Below are 26,681 nucleotides of genomic sequence, written 5' to 3'. Positions count from 1 at the left end.
AAATTTGGCGCGCGATCTTCGACGATAACGGCGCGCCCAGCCTTTATGCGGGACTGGTCCTGGGCGCGCCGTCGCCCGATCGCCAGGCCCCGACGAGCGAGCGTCGAGCTTCGCGGTCCGAAACGCCGAACCCGCCGCGCCAGAATTGAAACGAAGCCACGACGCCCACGAAGCGGCGGCGGGCGGCGGCGAATTTCAGCTTCCCCGCGGCTTCGCGCGGGTCGTCGGCGCGGCGGCGGCCGGATCGTCCGGCCAGACATGGCGCGGATAGCGGCCCTTCATCTCCGCTTTCACTGCCGCCCAGGAGCCTTTCCAGAAGCCGGGCAGGTCGCGGGTGATCTGGATCGGCCGGTGCGCCGGCGAGAGCAGATGCAGGGTCAGCGGCGCCCTGCCCCCGGCGAGGCTCGGATGAATCGCCAGGCCGTAAAGCTCCTGCACCCGCACCGCCAGAACGGGGCCTTCCGCCCCGCCGTAATCCAGAGCGATGGCGGAGCCGGCGGGGGTGACAAAATGGGTCGGCGCCTCCGCCTCCAGCCGCCGCGCCAGATCCCAGGGAATCAGCGCGGCCAGAGCGGCGTCGAAATTCTCCGCGGCGATCTCGTCGAGCTTCTGGCGGCCGAGGATGAAGGGCGCGAGCCATTCTTCCGGGTTCTCGGCAAGCCCCGCCTCGCTCAAATCCGGCCAGGGATTGTCTCCCTCGCTTGAGAAAGCACCGCGCAGGAAGGCGACGCGCTCGCGCAATTGCCCTTGCGCCTTGCTCCAGCCCAGGCGGTCGAGGCCGAAGGCGGCCGCGGCCCGCGCAAGCATCTGCGCGTTTTCCAGCGAGGCTTCGACCGGGAGATTGCGCTCCGCCAGGGTCAAGGCGCCGAAGCGCCGCGTCTCGCGGCGACGCAGGCCGCCGCTCGCGGCGTCGAAGCGCGTCTCGTCGCGAACGACGATTTCGGCCCCGAACAAGGTTTCGAACTCATCCACGGCCAGTTCGGCCGCCGCGACGATCTGGCTCGCGCCCGCGCGGCCGACGACCTCGGCCACGGCGAGCATGGCTGCGCCCGCAAGCGGCGAAGACGGTTCGAGGCTGGCGGCCCGGCCATTGGCCATGAGAAAGTCGCCGCGCTTGCCGCGCGCCCGGGCGATGCGGTCGGGAAAAGCCAAAGCAATGAGGGCGCCGGGAGAGAGCGCGATCGGCGCGCTCTTTTCGTCCAGTTCGCGCGCGGCCGAGCGCAGCGCATGGGCCCAGCCATGGGCGAGACGACGGCCATCCCTGGCGCGCGGCGCATTGTCGCGGGCGAATCGCTCCAGACGCCCGGCAAGATCGGGCGAATCGCCGCCCAGGCCCCGTTCGCTCAGGACCACGGCAAGTTCGCAGGCCCGCTCGCCGGCGCCGAAATTTTCCGCCTGAAGCGCCATGCGCGCGAGGCGCGGCGGCAGCGGCAGGCGGCGCATCGCCTTTCCACGAGTGGTGATCGCGCTCATCGCATCGAGCGCGCCGAGTTTTTGCAGCAAAGCGCGGGCTTCGGCGCAGGCGGGCGCGGGCGGCGGGTCGAGCCAGAGCAATTCGCCCGGATCGCGCGCGCCCCAGGCGGCGAGGTCGAGCAGCAGCCCCGAAAGATCGGCGGCGAGGATTTCGGGTTGGGCGAAAGCCGGCAGCGCGCCGGTCGCGGCCTCTTCCCACAGCCGGTAGCACAGGCCGGGCTGGGTGCGGCCGGCGCGCCCGCGCCGCTGATCGGCGGCGGCCCGCGAAACGCGCAGGGTTTCGAGGCGGGTGAGGCCAAGATCGGGCTCGAAGCGGGGCGCGCGGACGAGGCCGCAATCGATAACGACGCGGACGCCGTCGATGGTGATCGAGGTTTCCGCGATCGAGGTCGCGAGCACGATTTTGCGCCGGCCTTCCGCGGCGGGGCGGATGGCGCGATCCTGCGCCGCGCGCTCCATCGCGCCATAGAGCGGGCAGACGTCGATCGCCTCGTCGTTCAGGTTTTCCTCAAGGCGCGCGGCAAGGCGCAGGATTTCGCCCTGGCCGGGCAGGAAAACGAGCAGCGAACCGGGCTGTTCGGCAAGCGCGCGGCGCACGGCGCGGGCGGCGGCGTCCTCGATTCTTTCGCGCGGGTCGCGGCCGAGATAGACGGTCTCGACAGGAAAAGCGCGCCCCTGCGATTCGACGATCGGCGCGTCCCGCATCAGTTTCGCGACGCGGGCGCCGTCAAGCGTCGCGGACATGACCAGAAGGCGCAAATCCGGCCGCAGCGCGGCCTGGGCGTCGAGCGCCAAAGCGAGGCCGAGATCGGCGTCGAGCGAACGCTCGTGGAATTCGTCGAACAGCACCGCCGCGACGCCTTCAAGCGACGGGTCGTCGAGAATCATGCGGGCGAAAACGCCCTCGGTCACCACCTCGATTCGCGTTTTCGGCCCGCTCAAGGATTGCAGGCGCACCTTCAGGCCGATGGTTTCGCCGAGTTTGTCGCCCATGAGAGTCGACATCCGTTCGGCGGCGGCGCGAGCGGCGAGGCGGCGCGGCTCCAGCACCACGATCTTGCCGTCGCCCCGCCAGCGCGCGTCGAGCAGAGCGAGGGGAACGCGCGTGGTCTTGCCGGCCCCGGGCGGCGCGACCAGCACAACCCGTTCGGTTTCCTCAAGTTTTTCCGCGAGGCGCGGCAGGGCCTCGTCGATCGGCAGGACGGGGGCGGAGCGCGGCGGATCGAAAATCATGGCGCCTCTTGCCAGCAATTCCGGGCCGTCGCAATCGGCTCAACCGAAAGGCTAAGCCCGGCCCCTTCTCCGGCGCCACGGAAAGGTCTATAGGTTTGCCTTGGTAGCGCCTCAATTTTGAGGCGGCAGCCAGGAGTCTCCATGTCGCAAGACACAGTTCCTACCAGCGCCGTCGCCCCTTCTTCCGACTCCCTCCGGACGCCAGCCGAACCTCCCTCCGAACATCCCGAAGGCTTCTGGACCCTGCTGCTCGGGTCGATGGGCGTGGTCTATGGGGACATCGGGACCAGCCCGCTCTACGCCCTCAAGGCGGCGTTGGACCATATGAAGAAGGACGGCGTGATCGAATCCGAGGTCATCGGCATCGTTTCGCTGCTGATCTGGGCCCTGTTCTTCGTGGTGACCCTGAAATATGTGTTCTTCCTGATGCGCGCCGACAACAAGGGCGAAGGCGGCACCCTGTCGCTGATGGCCCTGGCGCAGAACGCGCTCGGCCGCGGCTCGAAGGCGATCTTCCTGCTCGGCGTCGCCGGGGCGGCGCTGTTTTCCGGCGACGCCATCATCACGCCAGCAATTTCCGTGCTGTCGGCGGTCGAGGGCCTCAATACCGCGTCAAGCGCCTTCGAGCCCTATGTCCTGCCGATCGCGGTGGTCATTCTGGTGACTTTGTTCGTGGTGCAGAGCGGCGGCACGGCCAGGGTCGCGGCCTATTTCGGCCCGATCATGGTGGTTTTCTTCGGCCTCATCGGGGTTCTCGGGCTTTTCCACATCGCCGACGCGCCGCGGATCCTCTACGCCTTCGACCCGATAAGGGGCATTGAATTCCTGTTCGGCCATGGCGCGACCGGCTTCGTCACCCTCGGCCTCGTCTTTCTCGCCGTGACCGGCGCGGAGGCGCTTTACGCCGACATGGGCCATTTCGGCCGACGACCGATCCAGATCGCCTGGCTGTGCTTCGTCCTGCCGGCGCTGGTGACGAATTATCTCGGCCAGGGCGCGCTGGTGCTGAAAAACCCCGCGGCGGTCAAGGACCCGTTCTATCTGATGGCGCCGCCCTGGGCGCTCATTCCGTTCGTCGTGCTCGCGACCGCCGCCACCGTCATCGCCAGCCAGGCGGTCATCACGGGAGCCTTCTCGCTGTCGCGCCAGGCGATCCAGCTCGGCCTGCTGCCGCGCCTCGAAATCCAGCACAAATCGGCGACCACGGAAGGACAGATTTTCGTCCCGCGCGTCAATCGGACCTTGCTGGTCGGCGTGCTGCTGCTGGTCTTTCTGTTCCGCAGCTCGGACAATCTCGCCAATGCCTATGGCATTGCGGTGACCGGCACGATGGTGGTGACCACGGCGCTCGCCTTTTTCGTGGTGTGGAAATTGTGGCGCTGGCCGCTCGTCGCCGCTATCCCCTTCATCTGCCTGTTCCTCACCGTCGATCTCGCCTTCCTGGCCGCCAATCTGGTCAAGGTGCTCGAAGGCGGCTGGGTGCCGCTCGGTCTTGGCGGATTGTCGATGGTGGTGATGTGGACATGGGTGCGCGGCACCGACCTTCTCGGCAAGAAGACCCATCGCGATTCGATTCCGACCGTCGATCTCATCCGCATGATGGAAAAATCCAAGCCGACCCGCGTGCCGGGCACGGCGGTCTTCCTCACCGGCGATCCCAATGTCGCGCCGTCCGCGCTGATGCACAATCTCAAGCACAACAAGGTGCTGCACGAGCGCATCGTGATCATGAACGTCGTCACCAAGCCGACGCCGCGCGTCTCCGAAGCGAATCGCTTCGAAATAGAGAAGCTTTCGCATGATTTCATGCGCGTAACCCTCTATTTCGGCTTCATGGAAAGCCCGCGCGTGCCGGCCGCCATGGCTTTGATGCGCAAATGCGGGGTGAAATTCGACATCATGACCACGTCCTTCTTCCTCGGCAAAAGGACGCTGAAAACATCGCCGGTGTCCGGCATGCCGCCCTGGCAGGACAAGCTCTTCGTCAGCCTGTCGAAACAGGCGACCAATGCCACGGACTTCTTCTCGATCCCGTCGGATCGCGTGGTGGAGATGGGCGCGCAGGTGACGATTTGAGGGTTGCCTGACGCGCAAGGCGCGTCAGGCAACCCTCGGCATCTGTTCGGCCATGGCGTATCATGAGATGGACGCCCGACGACGCGGCATGGTCTTCGCTCCTGCCGGTCGTAATCCTACGCTCGCCTCCCGCGCGCGAATGGCCGCAATACCGCCCGAAACGGCCGAAACTCCGGCGGAGCTATCCAGCGAATCATGAACTTTGCGGACGTCGTCCGCCGCACGCCTCCTCGATTGCCGTCGCAGCGGAGAGTCTCTTCCGTCTTGTGCGCGGCGCTGGAATGTGAAACCTCCGGTGAGAGTTGGTGACAAATGCGCGTTCTGCTCATTGAAGACGATGCGATGATTGGCAAGGGCTTGGTCACGGCGCTTTCCGCCGCGGGAATGTCGGTCGACTGGGTCCGCGACGGCGCGCAGGCCGAGGTGGCCTTGCGCGACGAAGGCTATGCGATCGTGCTGCTCGATATGGGATTGCCGCGCGCCGATGGGTTCGAGGTTCTGAAGGCGGGCCGGCGCGAAGGCATAGACACGCCCGTGCTCATTATCACCGCGCGCGATCATATCGACGACCGCGTCGCCGGGCTCGATCTCGGCGCCGACGATTATCTCGTCAAGCCGTTCGAGACGCGCGAACTGCTGGCGCGCATGCGCGCGCTGATCCGGCGCCGAGCCGGTCAGGCCACGGCTCTACTGGCCACAGGCGCGTTGGAGCTCAACACCGAGACCCATGAAATGTCCTACGAAAAGGTGACAGAGGTGCTGCCAGCGCGGGAATACGCCCTGATGCACGCGCTGCTCGAAAGGCCGGGACGAATCCTTTCCCGCGCTCAGATCGAAGAGCGCATTTACGGATGGGGCGAGGAAGTCGAGAGCAACGCCGTCGACGTCCTGATTCATTCGATCCGGCGCAAGTTCGGAAAGGCCGTCATCCTTAATGTCCGGGGCGCGGGATGGATGGTCCCGAAGTCATGACCAACTCCCTGCGCCGCGCCGCTCTGATCTGGATGACCGGACTGCTGACGATCGTCGGCCTCGCCGCGATCCTCGTCGCCTATGTTTACGCCCGCGGCGAGGCAGCGGAATTTTTTGACGGCCAGCTCCGGCAGATTGCGCTGAACGCCGGGACGGGCCTGTCGCCGGCGGCGGGTCCGGCGGCCGCGGACCAGGATCCCGAGGATCGCTTCGCGATCACGATCTGGGACGGAGCCGGCCGCATGATCCATCAATCCATGCCGGATGTCCGGATTCCACGCCAGGCCAAGCCGGGCTTCACCAATGCCTCGGCCGGCGGCGAATCGTGGCGGGTCTATATGGTCGGCGACCAGGCCCGGACTGTGCAGGTCGCCCAGCGGGAGACGGTTCGCGCCGAAATCGCGGACAGCGCGGCGCTCGGCGCGGCCACGCCGATCCTCATTGTCATTCCGCTTTCGTGGCTGGTGGTGGGATGGGCGATGAACCGCATGATCGGGCGGCTGAACGACCTCGCCGCAAAAATCGCGGCGCGCAGCGCGACTGCGACCGAGCAAATCCCGCTTGCCGGCGTTCCCACCGAAGTGAAGCCGCTCGTGGAAAGCATGAACGGACTCATCGGGCGCCTTCAGGCTGCAACCGAGGCGAAGAAGCGATTTCTCGCCGACGCCGCGCATGAACTGCGCACCCCGCTCGCCGCCATGCAAATCCAGGTCGAGAATCTCGCCGGCGTCCGCGGCGCGGGTCAAGACGAGCGCGTGGCCACGCTCGCCGCGGGGGTGAAGCGCGCGGGCGCGTTGGTCAATCAACTTCTTGACCTCGCTCGGCTCGACGAACCTCCGCCCGCCAGGAGCGAGACGTTCGACCTGCGCGCGCTTCTGCTCGACGGCGTCGCCGACTGCGCGCCGCTGGCGCAAGACAAAGACCTGGACATTGGAATCGAATTCGCCGCCGACGCCATGGTTCAGGGCGTCGAGCGGGACGTCCGCGCCCTATTCGCGAGCCTGATCGACAATGCGACACGCTACACGCCCGCCGGCGGAAGGATCGATGTCGCGCTCGTTCGCCGCGATAACCGCCCCGTGGTCGAAATCGTCGATACGGGGCCAGGTCTGCCCAAGGGCGCCGAAACCCGTATTTTCGATCGCTTCTATCGAGGCGCTCCCCAGGATACGGAAGGGACGGGCCTCGGTCTGGCGATCACGCGCCGGATCGCCGAACGTCATGGGTTCGAACTGACCGTCGAAAACCGTTCGGACGGCACGAGCGGCGTCATCGCGCGGGTCGTCCTCCCGCGCGACGCCGTCCGCCCCGGCGGCGCCTAATTCGCCCCTAATTCTTCTGTCGCACAATCATCCGGATGCGAGACATTCGCGCAGCTGCGGCCAAGCGCCGCAAATGGCCGGAGGCCACTGGAGAAAATAATGAACCTGACATCAAAAAGGCTGGGCCTGATTGGCGGGATCGCAGTTTTGTTGACGCTTGCGCCGCCGGCGTTCGCCTTTACCGGACAGAAATTGGCTGGAGAGGCGAAGGTTGGCATCCGGGAGGCGCGCGCCATCGCCCTGAAAGCGCATCCCGGCGCGATCACGGATGAAGAGCTCGAGCGTGAGCGCGGAGGCAGCGGTCTGCGCTATTCCTTCGACATCAGGCGCGGCGCCGTGACCCAGGAGGTCGGCGTGGACGCCAGGACCGGCAAGGTTCTGGAAAACGACCGTGAAGGCCCCCATCCGGACTGAGTTCGACGCGACATGTCCGGCCTGCCTTCGCCGCGCGCGGCGAAGGCAGGCCAAGGAATTCATGAGGCATTCCATGAATGAGGCCCGAAAAGCGGCGCTGAGCAAGGTTCCCGAGGTCACGCTCGGCTTCTGGATCATCAAGGTTCTTGCGACGACGCTCGGAGAAACCGGCGGCGACGCCGTCACCATGTCGATGAACCTCGGCTATGCCGTCGGCACGATGATTTTTTCCGTGATTTTCGTTCTGGCCGTGACCGCCCAGGTTCGCGAAAGCCGCTTCAACCCCTACCTCTACTGGCTGACGATCGTCGCCACCACCACAGTCGGCACGACTTTTGCCGATTTTGCCGACCGGTCGCTCGGGATCGGCTATGCCGGCGGTTCGTCGCTGCTGCTCGCGCTGCTCGTGAGCTCGCTGGCCGTGTGGCGCTGGGCGGAGGGTAGCGTCTCGGTCGAAACGGTGACGACGCCACGGGTCGAGGCCTTCTACTGGACGACCATCCTGTTTTCGCAGACGCTTGGCACGGCCCTCGGCGACTGGATGGCCGACACCAACGGCTTGGGTTTCGGCGGCGGCGCACTGGTTTTCGGCGCCGCGATTCTCATGACCGCCGCGCTCTATTATTTCACCAGCATTTCGCGCGTCGCGCTTTTCTGGGGCGCCTTCATCCTGACCCGGCCACTTGGCGCCACGGTCGGCGATCTTCTGGACAAGCCGCACGCGCTCGGGGGACTGGCCTTGAGCCGCTATTATGCTTCCGCCGTGCTCGTCGTCGCCATCCTTGCCCTGATCGTCGTCTTCCCCCAGCGCGCGGGAACGCATCCGTCGACACAAACGACATCGTGACCGGCAGAAGTTGGCAAAAGCGGGCGCCAGCGCCGAAGCGGAAATGGCCGGAGTGACGCTGAATGCGGAAATTCCGTGAACCGCACGAATCCATGCTCGCAACCGGAACCGGATTTATGGCGCCTGGCAACTGGTGAGCATGATCGAGGGCGGTTCGCTTCCTCTCCTTGCGCCTGCGCAGCGGGGCGTCCTTGCCTATTTAAGGCGCGTCCCGCCAAGTTCCTGAAGGATCGGACAATTTGGCGTGGCGTCGCCGGGGCATGCGTTGACCAGCGCGCGCAATGTCGCAATCATCGCCTGCGCTTCGGCCACGCGCTGCTCAAGATCCTCGACGTGCGTCATGGCGATGCGCCGAACCTCGCTGCTTGGACGGGTTTCGTCCCGCCATAATGCGAGAAGGTCGCCAATTTCCTCGATCGAAAAGCCGAGTTTGCGAGCGCGTCGAATGAACCTGAGGTCATGGACGTCGCGCTCGCCATAATCACGATAGGAATTTGCGCGCCGCGCGGCCGGGCGCAACAGCCCAATCGCCTCGTAATGACGGATCATTTTGGCCGAGACGCCGGTCTCATTCGCCGCCAGACCAATATTCATCGCCATCCCCTTGACCTTCCAACCATGGGAAGGTGTACGCTTTCAACTAAGACTTGGGAAGGACCTTGGTGATGGGCGAAGAAACCACGCACGCGCATGACCATCCCGGTCATGCCGCTCATTCGCATCAGGCGGCCGCGCATCGGGAAGGAACGAAGGATCCTGTCTGCGGGATGTCGGTCGATCCACAAAAGGCGCTGAGCGCCGTTCACGGCGGCGCGACCTATTATTTTTGCGCCGAAGGATGCCGCGGGAAATTCATCGCGGATCCGACGCAATACGCGCGGCCGGATGCGAACAAGGGGACGGCCCAAGCAGTTCCCAAGGGAACGATCCATACCTGTCCCATGCACCCGGAAATCCGGCAGGCCGGTCCCGGCAACTGCCCGATTTGCGGGATGACGCTGGAGCCCATCGTCGCGACGGCGGAAACCGGCCCCAGTCCCGAACTCAAGGACATGACGCTCCGGTTCTGGCTCGGCCTGGCGATCGCTTTGCCCATTTTCCTCCTCGAAATGGGCGGGCATCTGTTTAACCTCGACCGTTTCATCAGCCGCTCGACCTCGAACTGGGTTCAGCTTGTTCTCGCCACGCCCGTCGTGCTTTGGGCCGGCTGGCCCTTTTTCGTGCGCGCCGCCAAGTCGCTCGTCACGCGCCAGCTCAATATGTTCACCCTGATCGCCATGGGCACGGGCATCGCCTGGACCTATAGCGTCGCCGCGACCGTCGCCCCGGAAATCTTCCCGGCGGCTTTCCGAGGTCCCGATGGTTCGGTGGCGGTCTATTTCGAGGCGGCGGCGGTCATCACCGTGCTGGTGCTGCTCGGGCAAGTGCTCGAATTGAGGGCGCGGGAGACCACCAGCGGCGCCATTCGCGCCTTGCTCGATCTGGCGCCGAAAACGGCGCGCCGCATCAAGGCGGACGGCGGCGAAGAGGAAATCGGGCTCGACGCCGTTGAAGTCGGCGATCGGCTGCGGGTGCGACCCGGTGAAAAAGTTCCTGCGGACGCGATCGTCCTGGAAGGGCGCAGCGCCATGGATGAATCCATGGTCACCGGCGAATCCATGCCGGTCACCAAGGAGGCCGGCGCCCGGGTGATCGGCGGCACGATCAACCAGAGCGGCGGCCTCGTCGTTCAGGCCGAAAGGGTCGGCCGCGACACCATGCTTTCGCAGATCGTTCAACTCGTGGCGGCAGCGCAGCGCAGCCGGGCGCCGATCCAGCGTCTTGCCGACGAGGTTTCCGGATGGTTCGTTCCGGCGGTCATTGGCGTCGCGGTTCTCGCCTTCGCCGCCTGGTCGATCTTCGGTCCGGAACCCCGCTTTTCTTATGGTCTGATCGCCGCCGTGGCGGTTCTCATCGTCGCCTGCCCCTGCGCGCTCGGCCTCGCCACGCCCATGTCGATCATGGTCGGCGTCGGCCGCGGCGCCCGGGCCGGCGTGCTGATCAAGAACGCCGAGGCGCTGGAGCGCATGGAGAAGGTCGATACGCTCGTCATCGACAAGACCGGGACGCTGACGGAAGGCAAGCCGGCGGTGACCTCGATTGCCGCGGCGCGGGGCTTTGGCGAGGCGGATGTGCTCCGACTGGCCGCCTCCGTGGAGCGGGCGAGCGAACATCCGCTGGCGCGCGCGATCGTCGCGGCCGCCGAGGCGCGCGAATTGGAGCTCGCCCCCGTCGAGGGCTTCAATTCCCCCACCGGCCGCGGCGCGCTGGGGACGGTCGAGGGCCGCCACGTCCTTCTCGGCAACGCCCGTTTCCTTGAAGAACAAGGGATCTTAACCGAAAGCGTGGCTGCGCAGGCGGACCGGCTTCGCGAGGACGGCGCGACCGCGATCTTCGTTGGCGTTGACGGACGCGTTGCGGGCGTTTTCGCCATCGCCGACCCGGTCAAGGCCTCGACGCCTTCCGCCTTGGCGGCGCTCAAGGAAGACGGCGTCAAGGTGGTGATGCTGACTGGCGACAATTGGACAACCGCTAAAGCCGTGGCGCGCCGGCTCGGCATCGACGATGTCGAGGCGGAGGTTCTGCCGGACAAAAAGAGCCTGATCGTCCAGCGCCTCAAGGAGGCGGGAAGGGTCGTCGCCATGGCGGGCGACGGCGTGAACGACGCGCCCGCTCTGGCTTCCGCCGATGTCGGAATCGCGATGGGAACAGGGACGGACGTCGCGATGGAGAGCGCGGGCGTGACGCTGCTCAAAGGCGATTTAACGGGCATCGTGCGCGCGCGTCGGCTTTCGCAGGCGACGATGAGCAACATAAGGCAGAATCTGTTCTTCGCCTTCGTCTACAATGCGCTTGGCGTCCCGGTCGCCGCCGGCGTCCTGTATCCCTTCTTTGGAATTCTGCTTTCGCCGATCATCGCCGCGGCGGCGATGTCGCTGTCTTCGGTCAGCGTGATCGCCAACGCAGCTCGTTTGAGAACGACTAAGCTGTGACCTTCAAAATGGACGCGCGCCTGCTCCGCGCGTTGAAAACCTGTTCAACCACATCGGTTGATGATAATATTGCGCCTCGCACTGGAAGCGTTCTGGATGATGAGCTGGCTTCGCGTCGTTTTCTCGGTCTTCGCACTTTGCGGCCTGCTGGTCGCGAACGGAGCCATGGCGGCCAAAGCGCATCATTGCTGTCCGCCCATGGCGGCCGAATCGACGATGCATCATCATCATGGGCAGAGCGACGACCATAGCGCGATTCCCAAATGCTGCGCTCTGGGTCTTTGCGCCGCTCCGGCGCCGCTCGCTGCAACTCAAGCCTTTGCGCCGGCGCCACGCATCGCTTTGCCCGTATTGTTCCCGTTGTTCCGCCTCGCCGGCCTTTTAAGTCTGCCCGCGTCTCCGGCCCTCCGCCCCCCCATCGCCTGACGCCGTGAAACTGGATCGCCATTCGCCCTGAAGGGCGAATGGCGTCCGCGCGATGTCACGCGAAGGCCGCGCTCCGGCCAGGAGATCTTCAAATCATGTCACCCAAGGCTCGTTTCGCGGGCGCGCTTGCGCTCGTCGGCGGCTGCGCCCTTGCGGCGTTCGCCGCGCCCTCGCTCGTCTCGCGACTGGCCTTTTCGGCCGCCGCGCAAATGCAGGACGACCCGATTCTGTTCTATCGCGACCCGATGGGCGGGGCCGAACTGTCCAGGAGCCCGAAGAAGGACGGTATGGGCATGGATTTCCTGCCCGTGCGCGCGGCAGACATCGCGAAGCTGCTCCCGCCGATCGGAGCGCCGGCGAAAGCCGCGCCTGAGGCGGGGCATGAGAAGACGGCCGGGAAACACATCCTCTATTACCGGAACCCGATGGGTCTCCCCGACATTTCGCCAACGCCGAAGAAGGATTCGATGGGCATGGATTACGTGCCCGTCTATGAGGGCGAGGATCAGGAGTCCTCCGCCATCACATTGTCGCCGGGCAAGGTGCAGCGCACCGGCGTGCGCTCCGAGGCGGCCAAGCTGCAAGCGGTCGTTTCCGGCATTCGCGCCCCGGGAACGATCCAACTTGACGAACGCCGCGTCACGATCGTGGCGACCCGCTCGACCGCCTTCATCGAGAAGGTGGCCAATGTGACGACCGGCGATTTGGTCAGGAAAGGCCAGACGCTTTTCAGGTTTTATTCGCCCGAGATCGCCGCGGCGGCCGCACAATATTTCGCCAATCGGGACTATGTCGGCGCGCGCATGCGACTGGATGTTTTGAACGCTCCGGCGAATTTCATCGCCGAGATCGAACGCTCACACAAGGTTCCGCTGAGCGTGGATTGGCCAGCGCCGCGCGACGGCCTCGTGTTCGAACGCACGGCGGTGGACGGGATGAAAGCCGACGCGGGACAGGAGCTTTTCAAGATCGTCGATCTGTCCGTCGTCTGGGCCTTGGTCGATGTGTCCGAGCAAGATTATCCGAGGATCAGGCCGGGAGAGGCGGCGTCGATCCATGTGCGGGGCATGCCCGGCCGCGTTTTCTCCGGCAAGGTCAGCCTGGTCTATCCGAAGATCAACCGCGAGACGCGCACCGCGCGCGTGCGGATCGAATTGCAGAATCCAGACCTCGTGTTACGGCCCGACATGTATGTCGACGCCGAAATCGCGGCGGGAGACGGCGCCAAGGTCGTGACGGTTCCCGAAAGCGCCGTCATCGACTCCGGAACGAAAAAGCTCGTGCTCCTCGATCTGGGAGACGGCCGCTTTGAGCCTCGCCAGGTCAAGACCGGGATGCATGGCGAGGGCATGGTCGAAATCCGTCGGGGCGTTTCCGAAGGCGACAAGGTCGTTACTTCCGCCAATTTCCTGATTGACGCGGAGAGCAATCTCAAGGCGGCGGTGAAGGGCCTCGATCCGGCGGAGGCGTCGAAATGATCGGCCGTCTCATTTCCTGGTCGGCGCGCAATCTTTTCCTGATTTTCATCGGGATGGTCTTTGTCGTCGCCGCCGGCGTCCTGGCGCTTCGCACGTTGCCGCTCGACGCGCTTCCCGATCTCTCGGACGTTCAGGTCATCGTATATACCGAATATCCGGGGCAGGCGCCGCAGGTCGTCGAGGATCAGGTCACCTATCCGCTCGCCAGCGCCATGCTCACAGCGCCACGTTCGAAAGTCGTGCGCGGCTTCTCCTTCTTCGGCGTGTCCTTCGTCTACATCATTTTCGAGGATGGAACCGACCTCTACTGGGCGCGCTCGCGCGTGCTCGAATATCTCTCCGCCGCGGGCAAACAGCTGCCAGCCGGCGTCACGCCGGTGCTGGGTCCGGACGCGACCGGCGTCGGCTGGGTCTATCAATATGCCGTCGTCGCCAAGGAAATGACGCTCGCCGAACTGCGTTCGCTTCAGGACTGGACCATTCGCTATGGCCTCGCCAAGGCCGAGGGAGTGGCCGAGGTCGCGAGCGTTGGCGGCTTCGTCAAGCAATATAATGTCGTCGTCGATCCGCGCCGCTTGCAGGAACTCGGCATTCCGCTGCAAAAGCTGCGGGACGCCATCCGCACCAGCAACACGGATGTTGGCGGCCGTACGGTTGAGCTTTCCGAATTCGAATTCGTGGTGCGCGGGCGGGGCTATCTACGAGGAGTTTCCGACCTCGAAAATATCGTCCTGCGCTCGGACAACGGCACGCCGCTGCGGCTCAAGGACGTGGCGCGGGTCGAGATCGGTCCCGACGAGCGGCGTGGTGTCACCGAACTCAACGGCGATGGCGAAGTGGCGAGCGGCATCGCCATCCAGCGCTTCGGCGCCAATGCGCTCACCGTCATCGACAACGTCAAGGCGGCCCTCGCGCGGATGGCGTCGAGCCTGCCCAAGAGCGTCGAAATCATTCCCGTTTACGACCGCTCGCAGCTTATCGACGCGGCGATCGAGACGCTGAAACACACGCTCGCCGAGGAAAGCCTCATCGTCGCTTTCGTCTGCGTGATTTTCCTGCTCCATGTGCGCAGCGCTCTCGTCGCGATCATCATGCTGCCGGTCGGCGTGCTCATGGCCTTCGCGGCGATGAAGACGCTCGGTCTCGGCGCCAACATCATGAGCCTCGGCGGCATCGCCATCGCCATCGGGGCGATGGTGGACGCAGCGATCGTGATGATCGAGAACGCCCACAAACATCTTGAGCGCGCGCCGCCTGGCAAGCCAAGGCTCGACATCCTGATCGAGGCCGCTACGGAAGTGGGTCCGGCGCTTTTTTTCAGCCTTCTGGTCATCACCGCCGCCTTCCTGCCGATCTTTGCTCTGGAGGCGCAGGAAGGGCGGCTGTTCCGCCCGCTCGCCTATACGAAGACCTTTTCGATGGCGGCGGCGGCGATCCTGTCGATCACGCTCGTTCCCGCCTTGATGGTGATTTTCGTGCGCGGAAAGATCATTCCCGAGCACAAAAACCCGCTCAACAAATTGCTGATCTGGCTCTATCGGCCGGTGATCCAGACGGTCCTGCGCGCCAGGGTGTTAACTGTCCTGGTCGCGTTGGCCGCGCTCGCCGCGACCGTGTGGCCTGCGCGCCAGATCGGCAGCGAGTTCATGCCGACGCTCAACGAAGGCACGCTGCTTTACATGCCCACGACCTTGCCCGGCCTCTCGGTCACCAAGGCGGCAGAACTTCTCCAGACGCAGGACCAGATCATCAAGAGCTTCCCCGAAGTGCGATCCGTCTTCGGCAAGGCCGGGCGCGCCGCGACCGCGACCGACCCCGCGCCGATGGAAATGTTCGAGACAGTGATCCAGTTGAAGCCGAAGGAGCAATGGCCCGCCGGCCTGACGATCGACAAGCTGATCGCCAAAATGGACGCGGCGCTCCAGTTTCCCGGCGTCTCCAACGCCTGGACCATGCCGATCAAGGGCCGCCTGGACATGCTTTCGACCGGCATTCGCACACCGGTAGGCGTCAAGATCTTCGGCCGCGACCTGAATGAGATCGAGGCCCTCGCTCGTCAGGTTGAATCGGTGGTCAGAAAGGTTCCAGGCACGTCGAGCGCCTATGCGGAACGGATCATAGGCGGCTATTACCTCGATATCGTCCCGGATCGGGCGGCGCTGGCGCAATATGGCCTGACGATTGGCGACCTGCAGGAGGTCATCGCCACCGCCCTCGGCGGCGAGACCGTCACGACCACGGTAGAGGGGCGCGAGCGCTATGGCGTCAATATCCGCTATCCGCGCGATTTCCGCTCCTCGCCGCAAGAGATCGCCCGCGACGTGCTTGTTCCGCTGCCGGCCGGCGGCACGGCGCCTCTCGGCCAGGTCGCCAAGATCCAACTCGTTCGCGGGCCGACCGCGATCCGCACCGAGAACGGCCAGCTCGCGGCCTATGTCTATGTCGATGTCCGCGACCGCGATATCGGCTCCTATGTCGCCGAGGCGCGCCAGGCGGTGGCGAATTCGGTCAAATTCCCGCCGGGCTATTACGTCGCCTGGAGCGGGCAGTTCGAATATATGGAGCGCGCCGCGGCGAGGATGCGTGTGGTCGTGCCGATCACGCTGCTCATCATTTTCCTGCTCCTCTATCTCAACTTCAGGCGATTGACCGAGACGCTGATTGTAATGACGTCGCTCCCCTTCGCGCTGGTCGGCGGCGTCTGGCTGATGTGGCTCATGGGGTTCAACATGTCGGTCGCGGTCGCGGTAGGCTTCATCGCGCTTGCCGGCGTCGCCGCCGAAACCGGCGTGGTGATGTTGATCTATCTCGACCAGGCTATGGCGGAGGTCGCGGCCGAACGCGCCGAGGCGGCCCAGCCGTTCACCCGCGCCGATTTGCACGACGCGATCATGCGCGGCGCAGTCGAGCGCGTGCGTCCGAAAATGATGACGGTCGCCGCCATCATGGCCGGCCTCGTGCCAATTCTTTGGAGCACGGGCGCGGGCTCGGAAGTCATGCAGCGGATCGCCGTGCCGATGATCGGCGGCATGACGTCCTCCACGCTCCTGACACTCGTCGTCATCCCCGCCATCTACGCCCTCATGAAGGGGGTTGGGCTGCCGCGCGAACGCGCGGCGGCGAAAGCGGCCGACCAAACGCCCTCTCACGTTCCGCCAGTCGAATCCTCGGCCGCCGAATAGGCCGACTATCAGGAGACCGCATATGCAATCGAAGCTTTGTCATCGCCGGACCGCATTCGCCAGGACGATCTGCGCCGTAGCGACGATTCTGATCGGCGCCGTCGCCACGTCCGTCGCCGCATCAACCGCCGGCGCGATTGTCGTCGCGCAAGCCGACGAACCAACCGGACAGGGAACCCTGAACACGATCGACACGAAGGCGCGCAAGCTCAACATCACCCATGGGCCGATCGCCGCGCTGAATTGGCCGGGAATGACCATGAATTTCGGCGTCGCGCCGGGAATCGATCTCGGCTCGCTCAAGCCCGGCTCAAAGATCTCCTTCACCTTGAATCGCGGCGTCGACGGCGTCTACGTCATCGACGCAATCAGAACAGACGAATGAGCGGACGACGCCATCGGGACGCGCCCGTCGCGGGCGAGACAAAGGGAGAAACGCCATGACGGGTTTCGAAGGAATGATGAGCGGCGGCGCGATGTGGGGAATGGGTCTGTTTTGGCTGTTGATCCTCGTCGTCATCGTTCTGGCTATCGCCGCGCTGATCAAATATTTGCGCCGCTGACCACGAACGGCGCGGCGTCAGGTCGACGACGCGCAAATCCACATGAAGGAGGAAATAATGATAGCAAGACATCAACTCCGGTATCTCGCTCCCGTGTTGCTTTATTGCGCGCTGATCTCGGGCGCGTCCGCTCACGCGCATCTCAAGAGCGCCAGTCCGGCGCCGGATTCGATCGTTGCCGCGGGGCCGCAAGAAGTGCGCATCGCGTTCAGCGAGGCCGTCGAGCCAAGCATGTCGGCCATCGAGATCGTCGGCGCTAAGGGGCCGGTCGCCACGGCGGGCAAAGCCTATGTCGATCAGGCTGCTCCTGCGACGCTCGTCGTCAAGCTTTCCCAGCCTTTGCCGCCCGGCGCCTATGAAACACGATGGCGTTGCGTCAGCAATGACACCCATGTGATGCGGGGGAGCTATCATTTCGAAGTGCGCCCATGAGCGACGCCCTGTTCGCAATTCTCGCGGCGGCGCGATGGGCGCAGTTCTTTTCGCTTTTCGTTCTGTTCGGCGTCGTTCTGTTCCCGTTCTATGTCACGCGCGCGGCCCCGGCGCCTTGCGGCGAACGGTTGGCTTCATCGACGCGGCGGGCAATCGCGGTCGCGGGGACGGTTCAGCCGCTATCGCTGCTGGCCTGGGTGGCGACATCGATCGCAAGCATGGGCGACGGCTGGATCAGTGTAGGCGACCCCGGTTTTGTGAAGGCCTTTTTTCTCGAAGCCAGCTTCGGACGCCTGTGGCTGGCCCGTCTTCTGTTGACCGCGCTTCTTGTAGGCGCGTTGGTCTTGGCGAGAAGGCGCTTGCCGGCCCGCAATGCGGCGACCGGCATCGTGCTTGTTCTCGTCGGCGCGCTGCTGGTCAGTCAGGCGGGAATCGGTCATCCGGCGGCGCTGCCCGACAAGGTGAGGCCGTTCGTTATTGCCGGCTATTCGCTGCACCTCCTCGGCGGCGCGGCGTGGATCGGTGGGCTTTGGCCGTTGCGCACAATATTGGCTGAAGCGAAACACGACGATCGCGTCCGTCCCTATGTTCAGTTCGCGCTGGGACGTTTCGCGACCATGGCGACCGGCGCCGTTGCGCTGGTCCTTGTCGGCGCCGCCCTCAATATCCAACCGGAGGTTGCGGCCCTGAACCCGTCGGACCTCACTGCTTGGGGGTGGTGCGTTGTGTCCAAAGTCGTGCTGTTCGGCGCGCTGATCGCAATCGCTTACCGCAACCGCTTCGTGCTGACGCCCTTGCTTGGCGCCCGCCGGAAAGAAGCGACGAAGGATTTGCTTCGCCATGTTGTCGTCGATCAGGGCCTGGCGGCGGTCGTCCTCGCCGTGGCCGCCTTCATGGGCGTCACATCGCCGACCGGATAGTCGAAATCGAGAGCGGGCGCGGGCGATCGATTGGCTGCGTTGCGCCGCCAAATTCCGGAATCCAGCGAATTCAGCCTGCGGCACTGCATACGCCTCGCAATTTGGACGACATCTGGCCATTGCGTGATCGAAACCCGGCGGTTCCTTCACGATTTGAGCGCGTCGCGCCGGCGGCGGTATTCTTCCTCGTCAATCTCGCCCCGCGCGAAACGTTCATCGAGAATCTCGCGCGGCGTCTTGTCGTCGGGCGACGGAAGCCGCCTTCCGCCACCGCCTTTCGATGCAAAGGCGCTTACCGCCCAAACGGCCGCGGCAAGAATAACGATCAAAAATATCGGCCCAATCCACATGACGCCGAAGCCTCCGCCCGAATTCCACGACATCCATCCGTTATGCCACATCATGTCATTCCCCTTGCATATCGCCCGGCGACGCTTGAGCGTTCAGCATCTCCTTGAGTCGGCCCCGAAACTTTTGTCGCGGCGGATTTTGCAGATCTTCAAGGGCGACGTGCGTCGCGTATTCGACAATCGGCGTCCCGCCGTCGACAGGAACGAGCGGCGTCACGGCAAAGTCCACAGCGTTTCGCTAACGCCCGTCGCCGCCCATCATTCCCGGCCCCATCATGCCGCCGTCCATCATGTGGCGGTAGCGCTCAGGCTTAGAACCTTCGCCGCCCTGACGGCGCCCATCTCCTGCCTTGCCGGGCAGACGGTGTCCGTTTCTTGCGAAAGCGCGGCCAAAAGCGTTTCTCGGCCCGCCGCCTTGAGGATTGATATGGCAGCTGCCGCAAGGCAAATTGGTTTGCCGGGCATAGATTGGACGCGCTTCCGCGGGCGGGGGCGCCGCCAAAGCGACGAGCGCGACGACAAACGACGCTCCAACGAAGACTGAGCCGCAGGCCCGGGCCTTTGTCGTCGAAGATCCGACGACGCGCATTTTCGCTTTCTCCGTATTCGGCCGCCATAGCCTTCCGCGGTCGTATCGGCGCCTCGCGCCCTTCGCGTGCGGCCTATTCGCTTTCACTTCTTCGGTGTAAAGCGATAGGCCTCGTGGCAAGCGACGCAAAACTGCAGCGCCTCCCCCAATTTCGCGCTGACGACCGTCGCGTCCGAACCCGAATCTGCCGCTTGCGCGATCGCGTCGAACGACATATGCGATTGGCGTCCCAGCCCGCGAAAATCTTCGGGCAGCTCCATCATGATCTGCTTGGGCATCCCCTCAAACGCCTTCAGGCCCGACGTGCGCGCCGCGGCTGCAACGGCTTTGAAATCGTGCTTGCCGGCAGCTTCGGCCACGCCCTGCGCCGCCGCCAGCATTGTGCGCATTTCAGCAAGAACAAAAATGCGCGTGGCGGGCGTGACGGGAACAGCCTGGCGATCGTCCGCCGCGACGGGGCTCACCGGCCGTATTTGCTCGGCGGGCGTCGCCATCTGCGCGAAAGCGATCCCGGCGAGGCAACAAACCGTCGTCGCGGCTAACGCGGCAACGTTCAGGCGCATAGCTCGGTCCTTTCGAGACGCGTCGAATATCGCCCAAGGCTTTCTTCCTTCGAGTGAACAAGCAGATAGCCGCAGGCGTCAATGAGCTGTGCCGACCTTCGGCGCATGCAACGCCATCTCTTGCGCGGAAATCGACGGCGCGTTGAATGGGACAAATGACGCCGATGACTCGCACAGCGGGATTGCGCCGCTGTGCGATGGCCGCAACGAGAATCCAATGAGGCGGCGATGTTCATGGCTTTCCCATCGCTCGGATCCGGAGCGGAATCTCTGCCCTCTCATCAATATCCGCTATGGTGCAAACTTGCCGTTGAACCTACAACGGCTCAAGCCCCTTAACCGTTCCTTCGGCGTATGACCGCTCACCGCTTTTCGCGGACCGCGACGATTCCAATGACGAATTTCCGCCTTGGGTCATGATGAGACCATCGCCGGTGACGGCGGCTCCGGCGGCAACGAGCCGAATGCAGGCGTCGATCCAGGGCGCCCGGCGTGTAATTTTCACCGTTCGCTGCCCTGCGAGAGCGGGTATGCCGCTTTATTCCGTGAACACGATCGTCTTGCGGCCGTTGATCAGCACGCGGCTTTCGATATGGTAGCGCACGGCGCGGGCCAACACCCGGCGCTCGATGTCGCGGCCCTTGCGGATCAGATCGTCCGGCGTTTGATGATGCGAAATGCGCTCGACGTCCTGCTCGATGATCGGCCCCTCGTCGAGGTCCGAGGTCACATAATGGGCGGTCGCGCCGATGACCTTCACGCCGCGCGCGTGCGCCTGGTGATAGGGCTTCGAGCCTTTGAAACTCGGCAGGAAGGAATGGTGGATGTTGATGCAGCGCCCGGAGAGTTTCGCGGCGAGGCCGTCGGACAATATCTGCATATAGCGGGCGAGCACAACCAGCTCCGCGCCGCTCTCCTGGACCAGGGCCCAGATCTCGGCCTCCTGCTCCATCTTGGTTTCGCGGGTGACCGGCAGATAATGGAAGGGAATCGTTCCGAAATCGAGATGGGGATAGGCCTCTCGGGGGTAATTGGCGACGATGGCGACAATGTCGATCTGCAGGTCGTCGATGCGCCAGCGGTAGAGCAGATCGGCCAGGCAATGGTCGAATTTCGAGACCAGAATCATCACCTTCGGTCGCCGCCAGGCCGCGCAAAGGGTCCATTTCATGCCGAATTCCTCGGCAAGCTCCGTGAAGCTGGCGCGCCAGGCTTCGACGTCGGCGTCGGCGCACACCGGATTGAACTCGATGCGCATGAAGAACTGATTCGTTTCGAATTCGTCGAACTGGCGCGAATCGCCGATGTTGAAACCCGCCTGGAAAATATGGCCGGCGACGCGCGCGACGATGCCGGGACGGTTCTGGCAGGTCAGCAGCAGGCGATAATGCTCTCCGCCCGGCGCGGGCGGAAGCGGCGGCTCCGCGCATAGTCCGGTTTGGGATTTCTTGCCGGATTGCGATTTGCGGCCGGCCTGAGCGGGCTTGGAACGGAGCGTGGAAGGCATGACCAGTTTTCACAACGGCCCCCCGGCGCATGGCCGGGCGGGCGATTCCGCTGTGTAGCCCGTGTGGGGCGAAAAGTCGATGCGGCGCGGCGACTTAGGGGCGCGCGGCGCGGACCTTGGCCAGAGCGTAAGCCGGGAGCAGGATCGGCGCGCGCCGGCCGCCCCGGTGATTCCACGAGTCCTCGTCGGTCGGCAGCAGCATGATGGCGGTCGCGCAGACCACGCCGCCGAAGGTGAAGCCGAAGCCGCCGAACAGCAGCGCCAGGCCCTGCAGCATGACGTCGGACCGCATCATGATTTCGCGGATTCCGCCGACATTGGAGACGAGAACCGCCCCGGCGCAGGCGAATCCGACCGCCCAGCCGAGCGCCCAATTGGCGATCATCAGCCGCACGAGATGGCTGGAAATTCCGCTCTTACGATTCTGACGCATGATGCAGTCCCCAGATTTCTGTTTGGTAATAATTTAGCGCAAAACAAATTTGGCGCCAGAACATAATTCATGCCTCTTGCGCGTCGAGCCGCAGGATTTGCGCGCTCCCGCCGAGCGCCGTTTCGGCCAGGCGCAGGATATGCGCATGATGGGTGAAAAGAATGGGCTGAATCGCCGCGCTCGCCGCCGCCAGCGCTCGGAATCCGGCCGCGACGCGCGAATCATCGAAACTCGCGAACAGATCGTCGCCAATAAAGGGCGGCGCCTCGGAGCGCGCGGCGTAATCTTCGAGAAAGGCGAGCCGCAAGGCCAGATAGAGCTGGTCGCGCGCGCCTTCGCTTAACCCATTGAGTTCGAGCTCCGCCCCGTCGGCGCGCCGCGCGCGCAGGCGAAGCTGGTCGTCCTCGCCGAAATTCTGGTCGAGCCCGGCGTAACGCCCTTCGGTCAGCGCCGAGAACAAGGCGCCGGCGCGGGCGAGCAGCGGATCCTTGCGTTCGGCGCGATGGCGCGCCAATCCGGCGTCAACCAGAAGCGCGGCGAGCTTCAGCGCCGCCCAGCGCCGCGCCTGCTCATGAATTTCCGCGCGCGCGCTCTCCCGGGCCAGGATCGCCGCTTCCGCGCCCATGCTGTCCTGCAGGCGCGCCCATTCGGCCTTTTTGGCGCTCTGCCCGGCATAGATTTCGCGCGCGCGGGTTTTGCGCTCCTCGCCCTGCCGGCCGATCTCGTCGATGCGAATTTGCGCGGCGTCGGCGTCGAAGCCCTCGATTTCGCGCGCCAGCGCCGCCTCCTCGAAACCATCGGCGACCAAGGCGAGGCTGGCGCGTTGAGTCCTGATCTCCTGCTCGACCGCCTCACGCGCGGAAAGGCGCGCGGCGAGCTGCTCCGGCTCGCCGTTCTGACCGAAGTCCTCGCAAAAGTTTCGGACCTCCCGCTCCACCAGGGCGCAGGCCTCCTCAGCCTGCCGCGCCGATTCCGCGCCCGCCTGCAGGTCGCGTTCGGCGCGGGCGCGCAAAGCGGACGTTTCGCGCGCCCGCAAGATTCTTTCGCGCAGCCGCGCGACCGCGGTTTCCGCCGGCCGCGCGGGAATGTCGCGGCCGCACAGCGCCAGCAGGGCGTCGAGGCTCTGTTCGAAGGCAAGGATGTCGTCGCGGATCGCGTCGACCCGCCGCGCCTTTTCCTCTTCGTCGGCCAGTTCAGCGGGCAGGCCGCGCCAGAGCGCGATCCGCGCCTGCGCCTCGTCGAATGTCGCGTCGGAATCGAGACGCAAACGCGCGAGCGCGTCGAGCCATTGATCGCGCCACAACGCTTCGTCATCGCCAAGCTTCCGGAGCTGGGCCTTGAGCCTGGCGATCCGCTCGGGCGCGTCGGCGAGGCGCGCGCGCGCCTCGCGCGAAACAGCTTGCGCCTTGGCGATTTCCTCGATTCGCGCGGCGATTCTGCGCGCAAGCGCGCCGGGGCCAAGCGGCAAGGACGGCAGGCCGCATGCGCCGGCCAGCGCCTCCAGCCCCGGCCTCGCCTCCTCCAGCGCCTGACGCAGCCCCTCGGCGCGGGCTTTTTCGCGCGCGAGATCATCGCGCGCCGCCAGCAGATTGTCAGCCTTGGCGCGCCAGGCCAGCATGTCGCGCGGTGCGGCCGGGGTCACGCCGCAGGCCTCCCAGGCGCGCGCCCAATCCTCCCGCGACCATACGCCTTCTTCGGCCAATTGGGCCAGCGCGGCGTCGGCGCGGTCTTTTTCCGTCTGTTGAAAAGCGATTTTTTCGCGTTCGGCTTCCGCCGCCGCGACCCGCGCGGCGCCGGAGAGCAGGATGTCGGCGCTGCGGTCGGCCTCGACCGCGAGCGCCTCGAACAGCCGGGCGCGGTCGTCGAGCCGGGCGGGATCGGCGCTGCTTCCGTCGGCGAACAGGCCGCGCAGGGAAGACCACGCTTCGTCGCGCCGGGCGCGGGCGGCGCGCAAATCGGCGAGACGGACGAGCGGGCCTTCCAGCTCCAGCTTGCGCAGCTGGGTCTCGGCGGCGGCGAGCCGCTCCCCCGCTTCCTCCGCCTTTCGCCGCGCCTCGGCCTCGCGCGCGCGAAAATCGTCGAAGGCGCGCGCCGCCTGTTCGATCGCGCCGGCGTCCGGGCTGGGGCGGCAGGCGAAAAGGTCTAGATCGGGCAGCGGCGGCGACAGCCGGCCCTGGGCCTCGGCAAGGGTGCGCGCCTCATCGGCGCAGGCGCGAGAAACGTCTTGCAGGCTGGCGTCGCGCCGTTCGATATCGCCGAAGGCGCGCAGCTTTTCCCGCAGCGCCTCGGCCTCGGGCAGGGCCTCGCCGTTCTGGGCGCCAAGGGCGGCGAGCCGGCTCTCCTCGTCGGCGAGATCGCGCTCCGGCTGCTGCTTGGTGGCCGCAAACTCCCTGCCGCGGCCGATCAGCTTTTCGGCGCGCAGCAAGGTCGCGGCGTCCGGCGCGGCGGCGCGCAGGCCTTCGATCGTCGCCAGCCCGCAAGCCTGCGCGCGCAGATCCAGTTGCTGCCGGGCGTCCCGGAGGGCCGTTTCCCGCCGGGGCAGGTCGGCGGCGGATTTCTCATAGGCGCCGCTGGCGCGAATCAGGTCCTCGATCGTCTGGCCTTGAGCGAGCAGATCGTTGTCCGGCTGCGCAGCCTCCACCTCCGCGCGCGCCGCCTCCCTGGTTTTGCGGGCTCGTTCCGCCGTTTCGCGGGCGCGGCCGCGGGCGGCCAGAAACTCCGCGAATTTCGCCGCCGCCTCCGGCGAAATGGCGGCGAGATCGGTGAAAAGCGCCGCCTCGGCCCGCAGCAGCGCCAGGCGCCGCAGGAGCGGCGCTGCCTTGCGCAGCCGCTCCAACCGCAGCCTTTCCGCCTGGGCCTCCTTTTCCGCGGCTTCGATATCCGCGATTTCCGCCGCCGCCGTGTCGATGGCGTCGGCGAGACCTTTCAACTGGCCTTCCGAAACCTGAGCCGATTTTTCCTGCGCCCGCGCCTCATCATAGCGGTCCAGGGCCTGATAGAAGGCGCGATGGCCGGCGCGGCGGTCGCCGAAAATCTTTTCCGCCTCCGCATCCAGCCCCGCGCGCAGGTCGAGCAGGCCGCGCAACCCCGAGGCCGCCGCGAACAGGCTCGCGCCGATCTCGCCCTCGGCGCGCAACATGTCGTCGCCGCCGGCGCGCAGGCTCGCGGCGTCGAGGCCGAAGGCGCGATGGAAAATCTCGCGCGTCGCCGCGCCGAGGAAGGGCGCGAGCGCATCGTCGGGCAGGGCCGCGCCCGAGGCGTCGAGCAGAGTATTTTTGTCGCCGCGCCGGCGGAAGAATTGCATGATCTGGCCGTTGCGGCCCCGGATGGTCGCGCCGAGCCGCATGTCCCTCGGCCGCAGGAAGGAAATTTTTTCCCGGCGCGGCGCGCCATAAAACAGGTCGCCGATCGCCGCCAGGGCCGAGGATTTGCCGGTCTCGTTCGCGCCATAGACGATATGGACCCGCGCGCCGGGATCGAATTCCAGGCGCACGCCGTTGAACGGGCCGTAGCAGTCGAGGGTGAGTTCGATCAGCCTCATGACCCGCCCCCTTCGGCGCGCGCCAAAGCGAGGTCGCGCGCCTCCCGCAGAAGCGCGTCGAGGTCGTCGCCGAGGCTCAGGCCCGGCGCCGGAATTTTCGCCTCGATCGTCCCGAGCGCGGCAAGCGCCGCCTCGCGCAGGCCCGGATCGGCGAGGCAGGCGTCGAGCAAAGCCGCGAAATCGAATTCCCTATCGAAACGCGGCGCCGAAGGCGGCGCCCCGGTCTCGAACAGCAGCCGCTCGATCGCGACATCCTCGTGGGCGCGTTGCGCCGCCGCCTCGATCTCGTCGCGCCAGCGCGCCGGATCGGCGGCGAATTGGACGTGGAGCGGACTCGCGCCAAAAATGCGGATGCGCAAGGCGAGCGGACGGCCTTCGGCCTCGCGGACCTCGCCGCCGGCGCGGGCCTCCACCGCCCGCAGCAGGCTCGCCGCATCGTCATGGCCGGCGGCGTCGAGCGCAATCTCCGCGAATCGGGCGCGATCGACGATTAGGCGGCGCAAGTCCCTCACCTGCCCGTCGGCGACATCGACCAGAACGGCGCCTTTCGGGCCGGTCTCGCGGATGTTGCGGCCCTGGAGATTGCCCGGGAAAACCACATAGGGATCGCGTGCGACCACTTCATGGGCGTGGACATGGCCGAGCGCCCAATAATCGTAGTTTTTCGCGCGCAGGTCGTCGAGCGTGCAGGGCGCATAGGGCGTATGGCCGGGGCGGCCGTCAAGCGACGTATGCAGGACGCCGATGTTGAACCAGCCCGATTTGGGCGGCGGCAAGGCGCGTGCGAGATTTTCGCTCTCGGCGCGATGCGAAAAGCCGCGGCCATGCAGGGCGACGCGCAATTCTGGAAGTTCGAAAGTTCCCTCCCGGCCGGTCGGAAACTGCCGCGCGAGATCGGGCGGAACGACGCTCTTGGTGACGACGGAATCGGCGTCGTGATTGCCCTTGAGGAGAAAAATCGGCACATCCGCCTTGGCGAGCCGCGAGATCTGGCGGTTGAAGAACAGAGCGATCGATGCGTCGCGCCAGTCGCCGTCGAAAATATCGCCGGCGAAAATGGCGAAGGCGATTTTTTCTTCGAGCGCCCGGTCGATGAGTTCGACGAAAGCTTCGCGGCTGGCGCCGGCGAGTCGACGGCTGAGCGCCTCGTCGCGCAGGCTCAGGCCCCGGAACGGGCTGCCGAGATGCAGATCGGCGGCGTGGAGGAAGGTGAAGCGCATGAAGGCCCGGGCGATTCGTTTGGCGAATTCTAGGCCGGGCCGCGCGGCGACAGAAGGCTTTGCTTGTTTTGCCGCGCGAAACTTGCTCTGCTGAGCGCCGAAGAGGGC

The 26,681-nt window shown here is 65.5% G+C and carries 21 protein-coding genes; 13 read left to right on the top strand and 8 right to left on the bottom strand.

The annotated features are described in order from the left end of the window. Positions 1 to 195: 195 nt before the first annotated feature. Positions 196 to 2,706, bottom strand: coding sequence for an ATP-dependent helicase HrpB (gene hrpB / locus K2U94_RS04885; protein WP_243066139.1), 2,511 nt, complete (start codon positions 2,704 to 2,706; stop codon positions 196 to 198). 141 nt (positions 2,707 to 2,847) lie between these two features. Here hrpB and K2U94_RS04880 point away from each other — a divergent pair, with 141 nt between their 5' ends. From K2U94_RS04880 to K2U94_RS04860, 5 genes are all read left to right on the top strand, one after another. Then, a complete protein-coding gene (locus tag K2U94_RS04880) occupies positions 2,848 to 4,782 on the top strand; it encodes a potassium transporter Kup (RefSeq protein WP_243066138.1) in 1,935 nt (644 codons plus the stop codon). Between the two features lie 312 nt (positions 4,783 to 5,094). After that, the gene (locus K2U94_RS04875) at positions 5,095 to 5,754 is read left to right on the top strand and encodes a response regulator (protein WP_243066137.1); all 660 of its coding nucleotides are present in this window, start codon (positions 5,095 to 5,097) and stop codon (positions 5,752 to 5,754) included. After that, the gene (locus tag K2U94_RS04870; RefSeq protein WP_243066136.1) at positions 5,733 to 7,076 is read left to right on the top strand and encodes an ATP-binding protein; all 1,344 of its coding nucleotides are present in this window, start codon (positions 5,733 to 5,735) and stop codon (positions 7,074 to 7,076) included. Before K2U94_RS04875 ends, K2U94_RS04870 begins: the two co-directional genes overlap by 22 nt. Positions 7,077 to 7,175: 99 nt before the next feature. Continuing rightward, positions 7,176 to 7,490 carry a PepSY domain-containing protein gene (locus K2U94_RS04865; protein WP_243066135.1) on the top strand — a complete coding sequence of 105 codons (315 nt, stop codon included), beginning with the start codon at positions 7,176 to 7,178 and terminating at the stop codon, positions 7,488 to 7,490. A 73-nt stretch (positions 7,491 to 7,563) separates the two neighbouring features. After that, positions 7,564 to 8,337: a COG4705 family protein gene (locus tag K2U94_RS04860; RefSeq protein ID WP_243066134.1), complete on the top strand. Its 774-nt coding sequence runs from the start codon at positions 7,564 to 7,566 to the stop codon at positions 8,335 to 8,337. A 195-nt stretch (positions 8,338 to 8,532) separates the two neighbouring features. On the opposite strand, the gene cueR is transcribed toward K2U94_RS04860, so the two are convergent. Beyond that, positions 8,533 to 8,931: a Cu(I)-responsive transcriptional regulator gene (cueR, locus tag K2U94_RS04855; RefSeq protein WP_243066133.1), complete on the bottom strand. Its 399-nt coding sequence runs from the start codon at positions 8,929 to 8,931 to the stop codon at positions 8,533 to 8,535. A 71-nt stretch (positions 8,932 to 9,002) separates the two neighbouring features. On the opposite strand from cueR, the gene K2U94_RS04850 reads away from it, so the two are divergent. Further along, positions 9,003 to 11,369 (top strand): heavy metal translocating P-type ATPase, encoded by a 2,367-nt coding sequence (locus K2U94_RS04850; protein ID WP_272884898.1) that lies wholly within the window; start codon positions 9,003 to 9,005, stop codon positions 11,367 to 11,369. Positions 11,370 to 11,372: 3 nt separating this feature from the next. Here K2U94_RS04850 and K2U94_RS04845 read toward each other — a convergent pair whose 3' ends face one another. Continuing rightward, positions 11,373 to 11,618, bottom strand: coding sequence for a hypothetical protein (locus tag K2U94_RS04845; protein ID WP_243066132.1), 246 nt, complete (start codon positions 11,616 to 11,618; stop codon positions 11,373 to 11,375). Between the two features lie 272 nt (positions 11,619 to 11,890). On the opposite strand from K2U94_RS04845, the gene K2U94_RS04840 reads away from it, so the two are divergent. The 7 genes from K2U94_RS04840 to K2U94_RS04815 all read left to right on the top strand — a co-directional run bounded on the left by K2U94_RS04840 (position 11,891) and on the right by K2U94_RS04815 (position 18,828). Further along, positions 11,891 to 13,273, top strand: a complete 1,383-nt coding sequence (locus K2U94_RS04840) for an efflux RND transporter periplasmic adaptor subunit (RefSeq protein WP_243066131.1) — start codon at positions 11,891 to 11,893, stop codon at positions 13,271 to 13,273. Continuing rightward, positions 13,270 to 16,455, top strand: a complete 3,186-nt coding sequence (locus tag K2U94_RS04835; protein WP_243066130.1) for an efflux RND transporter permease subunit — start codon at positions 13,270 to 13,272, stop codon at positions 16,453 to 16,455. The genes K2U94_RS04840 and K2U94_RS04835 overlap by 4 nt, the downstream gene beginning before the upstream one ends. Positions 16,456 to 16,477: 22 nt before the next feature. Continuing rightward, complete coding sequence (locus K2U94_RS04830) at positions 16,478 to 16,840, top strand: copper-binding protein (protein WP_243066129.1); 363 nt, start codon at positions 16,478 to 16,480, stop codon at positions 16,838 to 16,840. A 55-nt stretch (positions 16,841 to 16,895) separates the two neighbouring features. Further along, positions 16,896 to 17,018: a hypothetical protein gene (locus K2U94_RS20510; protein WP_272884924.1), complete on the top strand. Its 123-nt coding sequence runs from the start codon at positions 16,896 to 16,898 to the stop codon at positions 17,016 to 17,018. A 57-nt stretch (positions 17,019 to 17,075) separates the two neighbouring features. Then, on the top strand, positions 17,076 to 17,450 hold the full coding sequence (gene copC, locus K2U94_RS04825; protein ID WP_243066128.1) for a copper homeostasis periplasmic binding protein CopC: 375 nt from the start codon (positions 17,076 to 17,078) through the stop codon (positions 17,448 to 17,450). A 218-nt stretch (positions 17,451 to 17,668) separates the two neighbouring features. After that, entirely contained in the window at positions 17,669 to 18,370 is a 702-nt protein-coding gene (locus tag K2U94_RS04820; protein WP_243066127.1) for a CopD family protein, read from the top strand. 101 nt (positions 18,371 to 18,471) lie between these two features. Beyond that, positions 18,472 to 18,828: a hypothetical protein gene (locus K2U94_RS04815; protein WP_243066126.1), complete on the top strand. Its 357-nt coding sequence runs from the start codon at positions 18,472 to 18,474 to the stop codon at positions 18,826 to 18,828. A 564-nt stretch (positions 18,829 to 19,392) separates the two neighbouring features. Here the strand turns inward: K2U94_RS04815 and K2U94_RS04810 are convergent. From K2U94_RS04810 to K2U94_RS04790, 5 genes are all read right to left on the bottom strand, one after another. Continuing rightward, positions 19,393 to 19,872, bottom strand: a complete 480-nt coding sequence (locus K2U94_RS04810; RefSeq protein WP_243066125.1) for a hypothetical protein — start codon at positions 19,870 to 19,872, stop codon at positions 19,393 to 19,395. Between the two features lie 538 nt (positions 19,873 to 20,410). After that, entirely contained in the window at positions 20,411 to 21,379 is a 969-nt protein-coding gene (purU, locus tag K2U94_RS04805; protein WP_243066124.1) for a formyltetrahydrofolate deformylase, read from the bottom strand. 94 nt (positions 21,380 to 21,473) lie between these two features. Further along, a complete protein-coding gene (locus K2U94_RS04800) occupies positions 21,474 to 21,812 on the bottom strand; it encodes a hypothetical protein (RefSeq protein ID WP_243066123.1) in 339 nt (112 codons plus the stop codon). Positions 21,813 to 21,879: 67 nt separating this feature from the next. Continuing rightward, positions 21,880 to 25,353 (bottom strand): ATP-binding protein, encoded by a 3,474-nt coding sequence (locus K2U94_RS04795; protein ID WP_243066122.1) that lies wholly within the window; start codon positions 25,351 to 25,353, stop codon positions 21,880 to 21,882. Beyond that, complete coding sequence (locus K2U94_RS04790) at positions 25,350 to 26,573, bottom strand: metallophosphoesterase family protein (protein WP_243066121.1); 1,224 nt, start codon at positions 26,571 to 26,573, stop codon at positions 25,350 to 25,352. The genes K2U94_RS04795 and K2U94_RS04790 overlap by 4 nt, the downstream gene beginning before the upstream one ends. Between the last annotated feature and the right edge of the window lie 108 nt (positions 26,574 to 26,681).

The sequence above is a fragment of the Candidatus Rhodoblastus alkanivorans genome, from assembly GCF_022760755.1.
GTDB classification, from domain to species: Bacteria; Pseudomonadota; Alphaproteobacteria; order Rhizobiales; family Beijerinckiaceae; genus Rhodoblastus; species Rhodoblastus alkanivorans.
This window is presented reverse-complemented; position numbering and strand designations above follow the sequence as displayed.

What these genes read in the sequence shown, in the direction of transcription:
- K2U94_RS04850 (WP_272884898.1), top strand. Translation starts at nt 9,003, where the DNA reads ATGGGCGAAGAAACCACGCACGCGCATGACCATCCCGGTCATGCCGCT.
- K2U94_RS20510 (WP_272884924.1), top strand. Translation starts at nt 16,896, where the DNA reads ATGACGGGTTTCGAAGGAATGATGAGCGGCGGCGCGATGTGGGGAATG.
- K2U94_RS04865 (WP_243066135.1), top strand. Translation starts at nt 7,176, where the DNA reads ATGAACCTGACATCAAAAAGGCTGGGCCTGATTGGCGGGATCGCAGTT.
- hrpB (WP_243066139.1), bottom strand. Translation starts at nt 2,706, where the DNA reads ATGATTTTCGATCCGCCGCGCTCCGCCCCCGTCCTGCCGATCGACGAG.
- K2U94_RS04860 (WP_243066134.1), top strand. Translation starts at nt 7,564, where the DNA reads ATGAATGAGGCCCGAAAAGCGGCGCTGAGCAAGGTTCCCGAGGTCACG.
- copC (WP_243066128.1), top strand. Translation starts at nt 17,076, where the DNA reads ATGATAGCAAGACATCAACTCCGGTATCTCGCTCCCGTGTTGCTTTAT.
- cueR (WP_243066133.1), bottom strand. Translation starts at nt 8,931, where the DNA reads ATGAATATTGGTCTGGCGGCGAATGAGACCGGCGTCTCGGCCAAAATG.
- purU (WP_243066124.1), bottom strand. Translation starts at nt 21,379, where the DNA reads ATGCCTTCCACGCTCCGTTCCAAGCCCGCTCAGGCCGGCCGCAAATCG.
- K2U94_RS04875 (WP_243066137.1), top strand. Translation starts at nt 5,095, where the DNA reads ATGCGCGTTCTGCTCATTGAAGACGATGCGATGATTGGCAAGGGCTTG.
- K2U94_RS04835 (WP_243066130.1), top strand. Translation starts at nt 13,270, where the DNA reads ATGATCGGCCGTCTCATTTCCTGGTCGGCGCGCAATCTTTTCCTGATT.
- K2U94_RS04870 (WP_243066136.1), top strand. Translation starts at nt 5,733, where the DNA reads ATGGATGGTCCCGAAGTCATGACCAACTCCCTGCGCCGCGCCGCTCTG.
- K2U94_RS04810 (WP_243066125.1), bottom strand. Translation starts at nt 19,872, where the DNA reads ATGCGCCTGAACGTTGCCGCGTTAGCCGCGACGACGGTTTGTTGCCTC.
- K2U94_RS04795 (WP_243066122.1), bottom strand. Translation starts at nt 25,353, where the DNA reads ATGAGGCTGATCGAACTCACCCTCGACTGCTACGGCCCGTTCAACGGC.
- K2U94_RS04830 (WP_243066129.1), top strand. Translation starts at nt 16,478, where the DNA reads ATGCAATCGAAGCTTTGTCATCGCCGGACCGCATTCGCCAGGACGATC.
- K2U94_RS04880 (WP_243066138.1), top strand. Translation starts at nt 2,848, where the DNA reads ATGTCGCAAGACACAGTTCCTACCAGCGCCGTCGCCCCTTCTTCCGAC.
- K2U94_RS04790 (WP_243066121.1), bottom strand. Translation starts at nt 26,573, where the DNA reads ATGCGCTTCACCTTCCTCCACGCCGCCGATCTGCATCTCGGCAGCCCG.
- K2U94_RS04820 (WP_243066127.1), top strand. Translation starts at nt 17,669, where the DNA reads ATGGGCGACGGCTGGATCAGTGTAGGCGACCCCGGTTTTGTGAAGGCC.
- K2U94_RS04845 (WP_243066132.1), bottom strand. Translation starts at nt 11,618, where the DNA reads ATGGTCGTCGCTCTGCCCATGATGATGATGCATCGTCGATTCGGCCGC.
- K2U94_RS04840 (WP_243066131.1), top strand. Translation starts at nt 11,891, where the DNA reads ATGTCACCCAAGGCTCGTTTCGCGGGCGCGCTTGCGCTCGTCGGCGGC.
- K2U94_RS04800 (WP_243066123.1), bottom strand. Translation starts at nt 21,812, where the DNA reads ATGCGTCAGAATCGTAAGAGCGGAATTTCCAGCCATCTCGTGCGGCTG.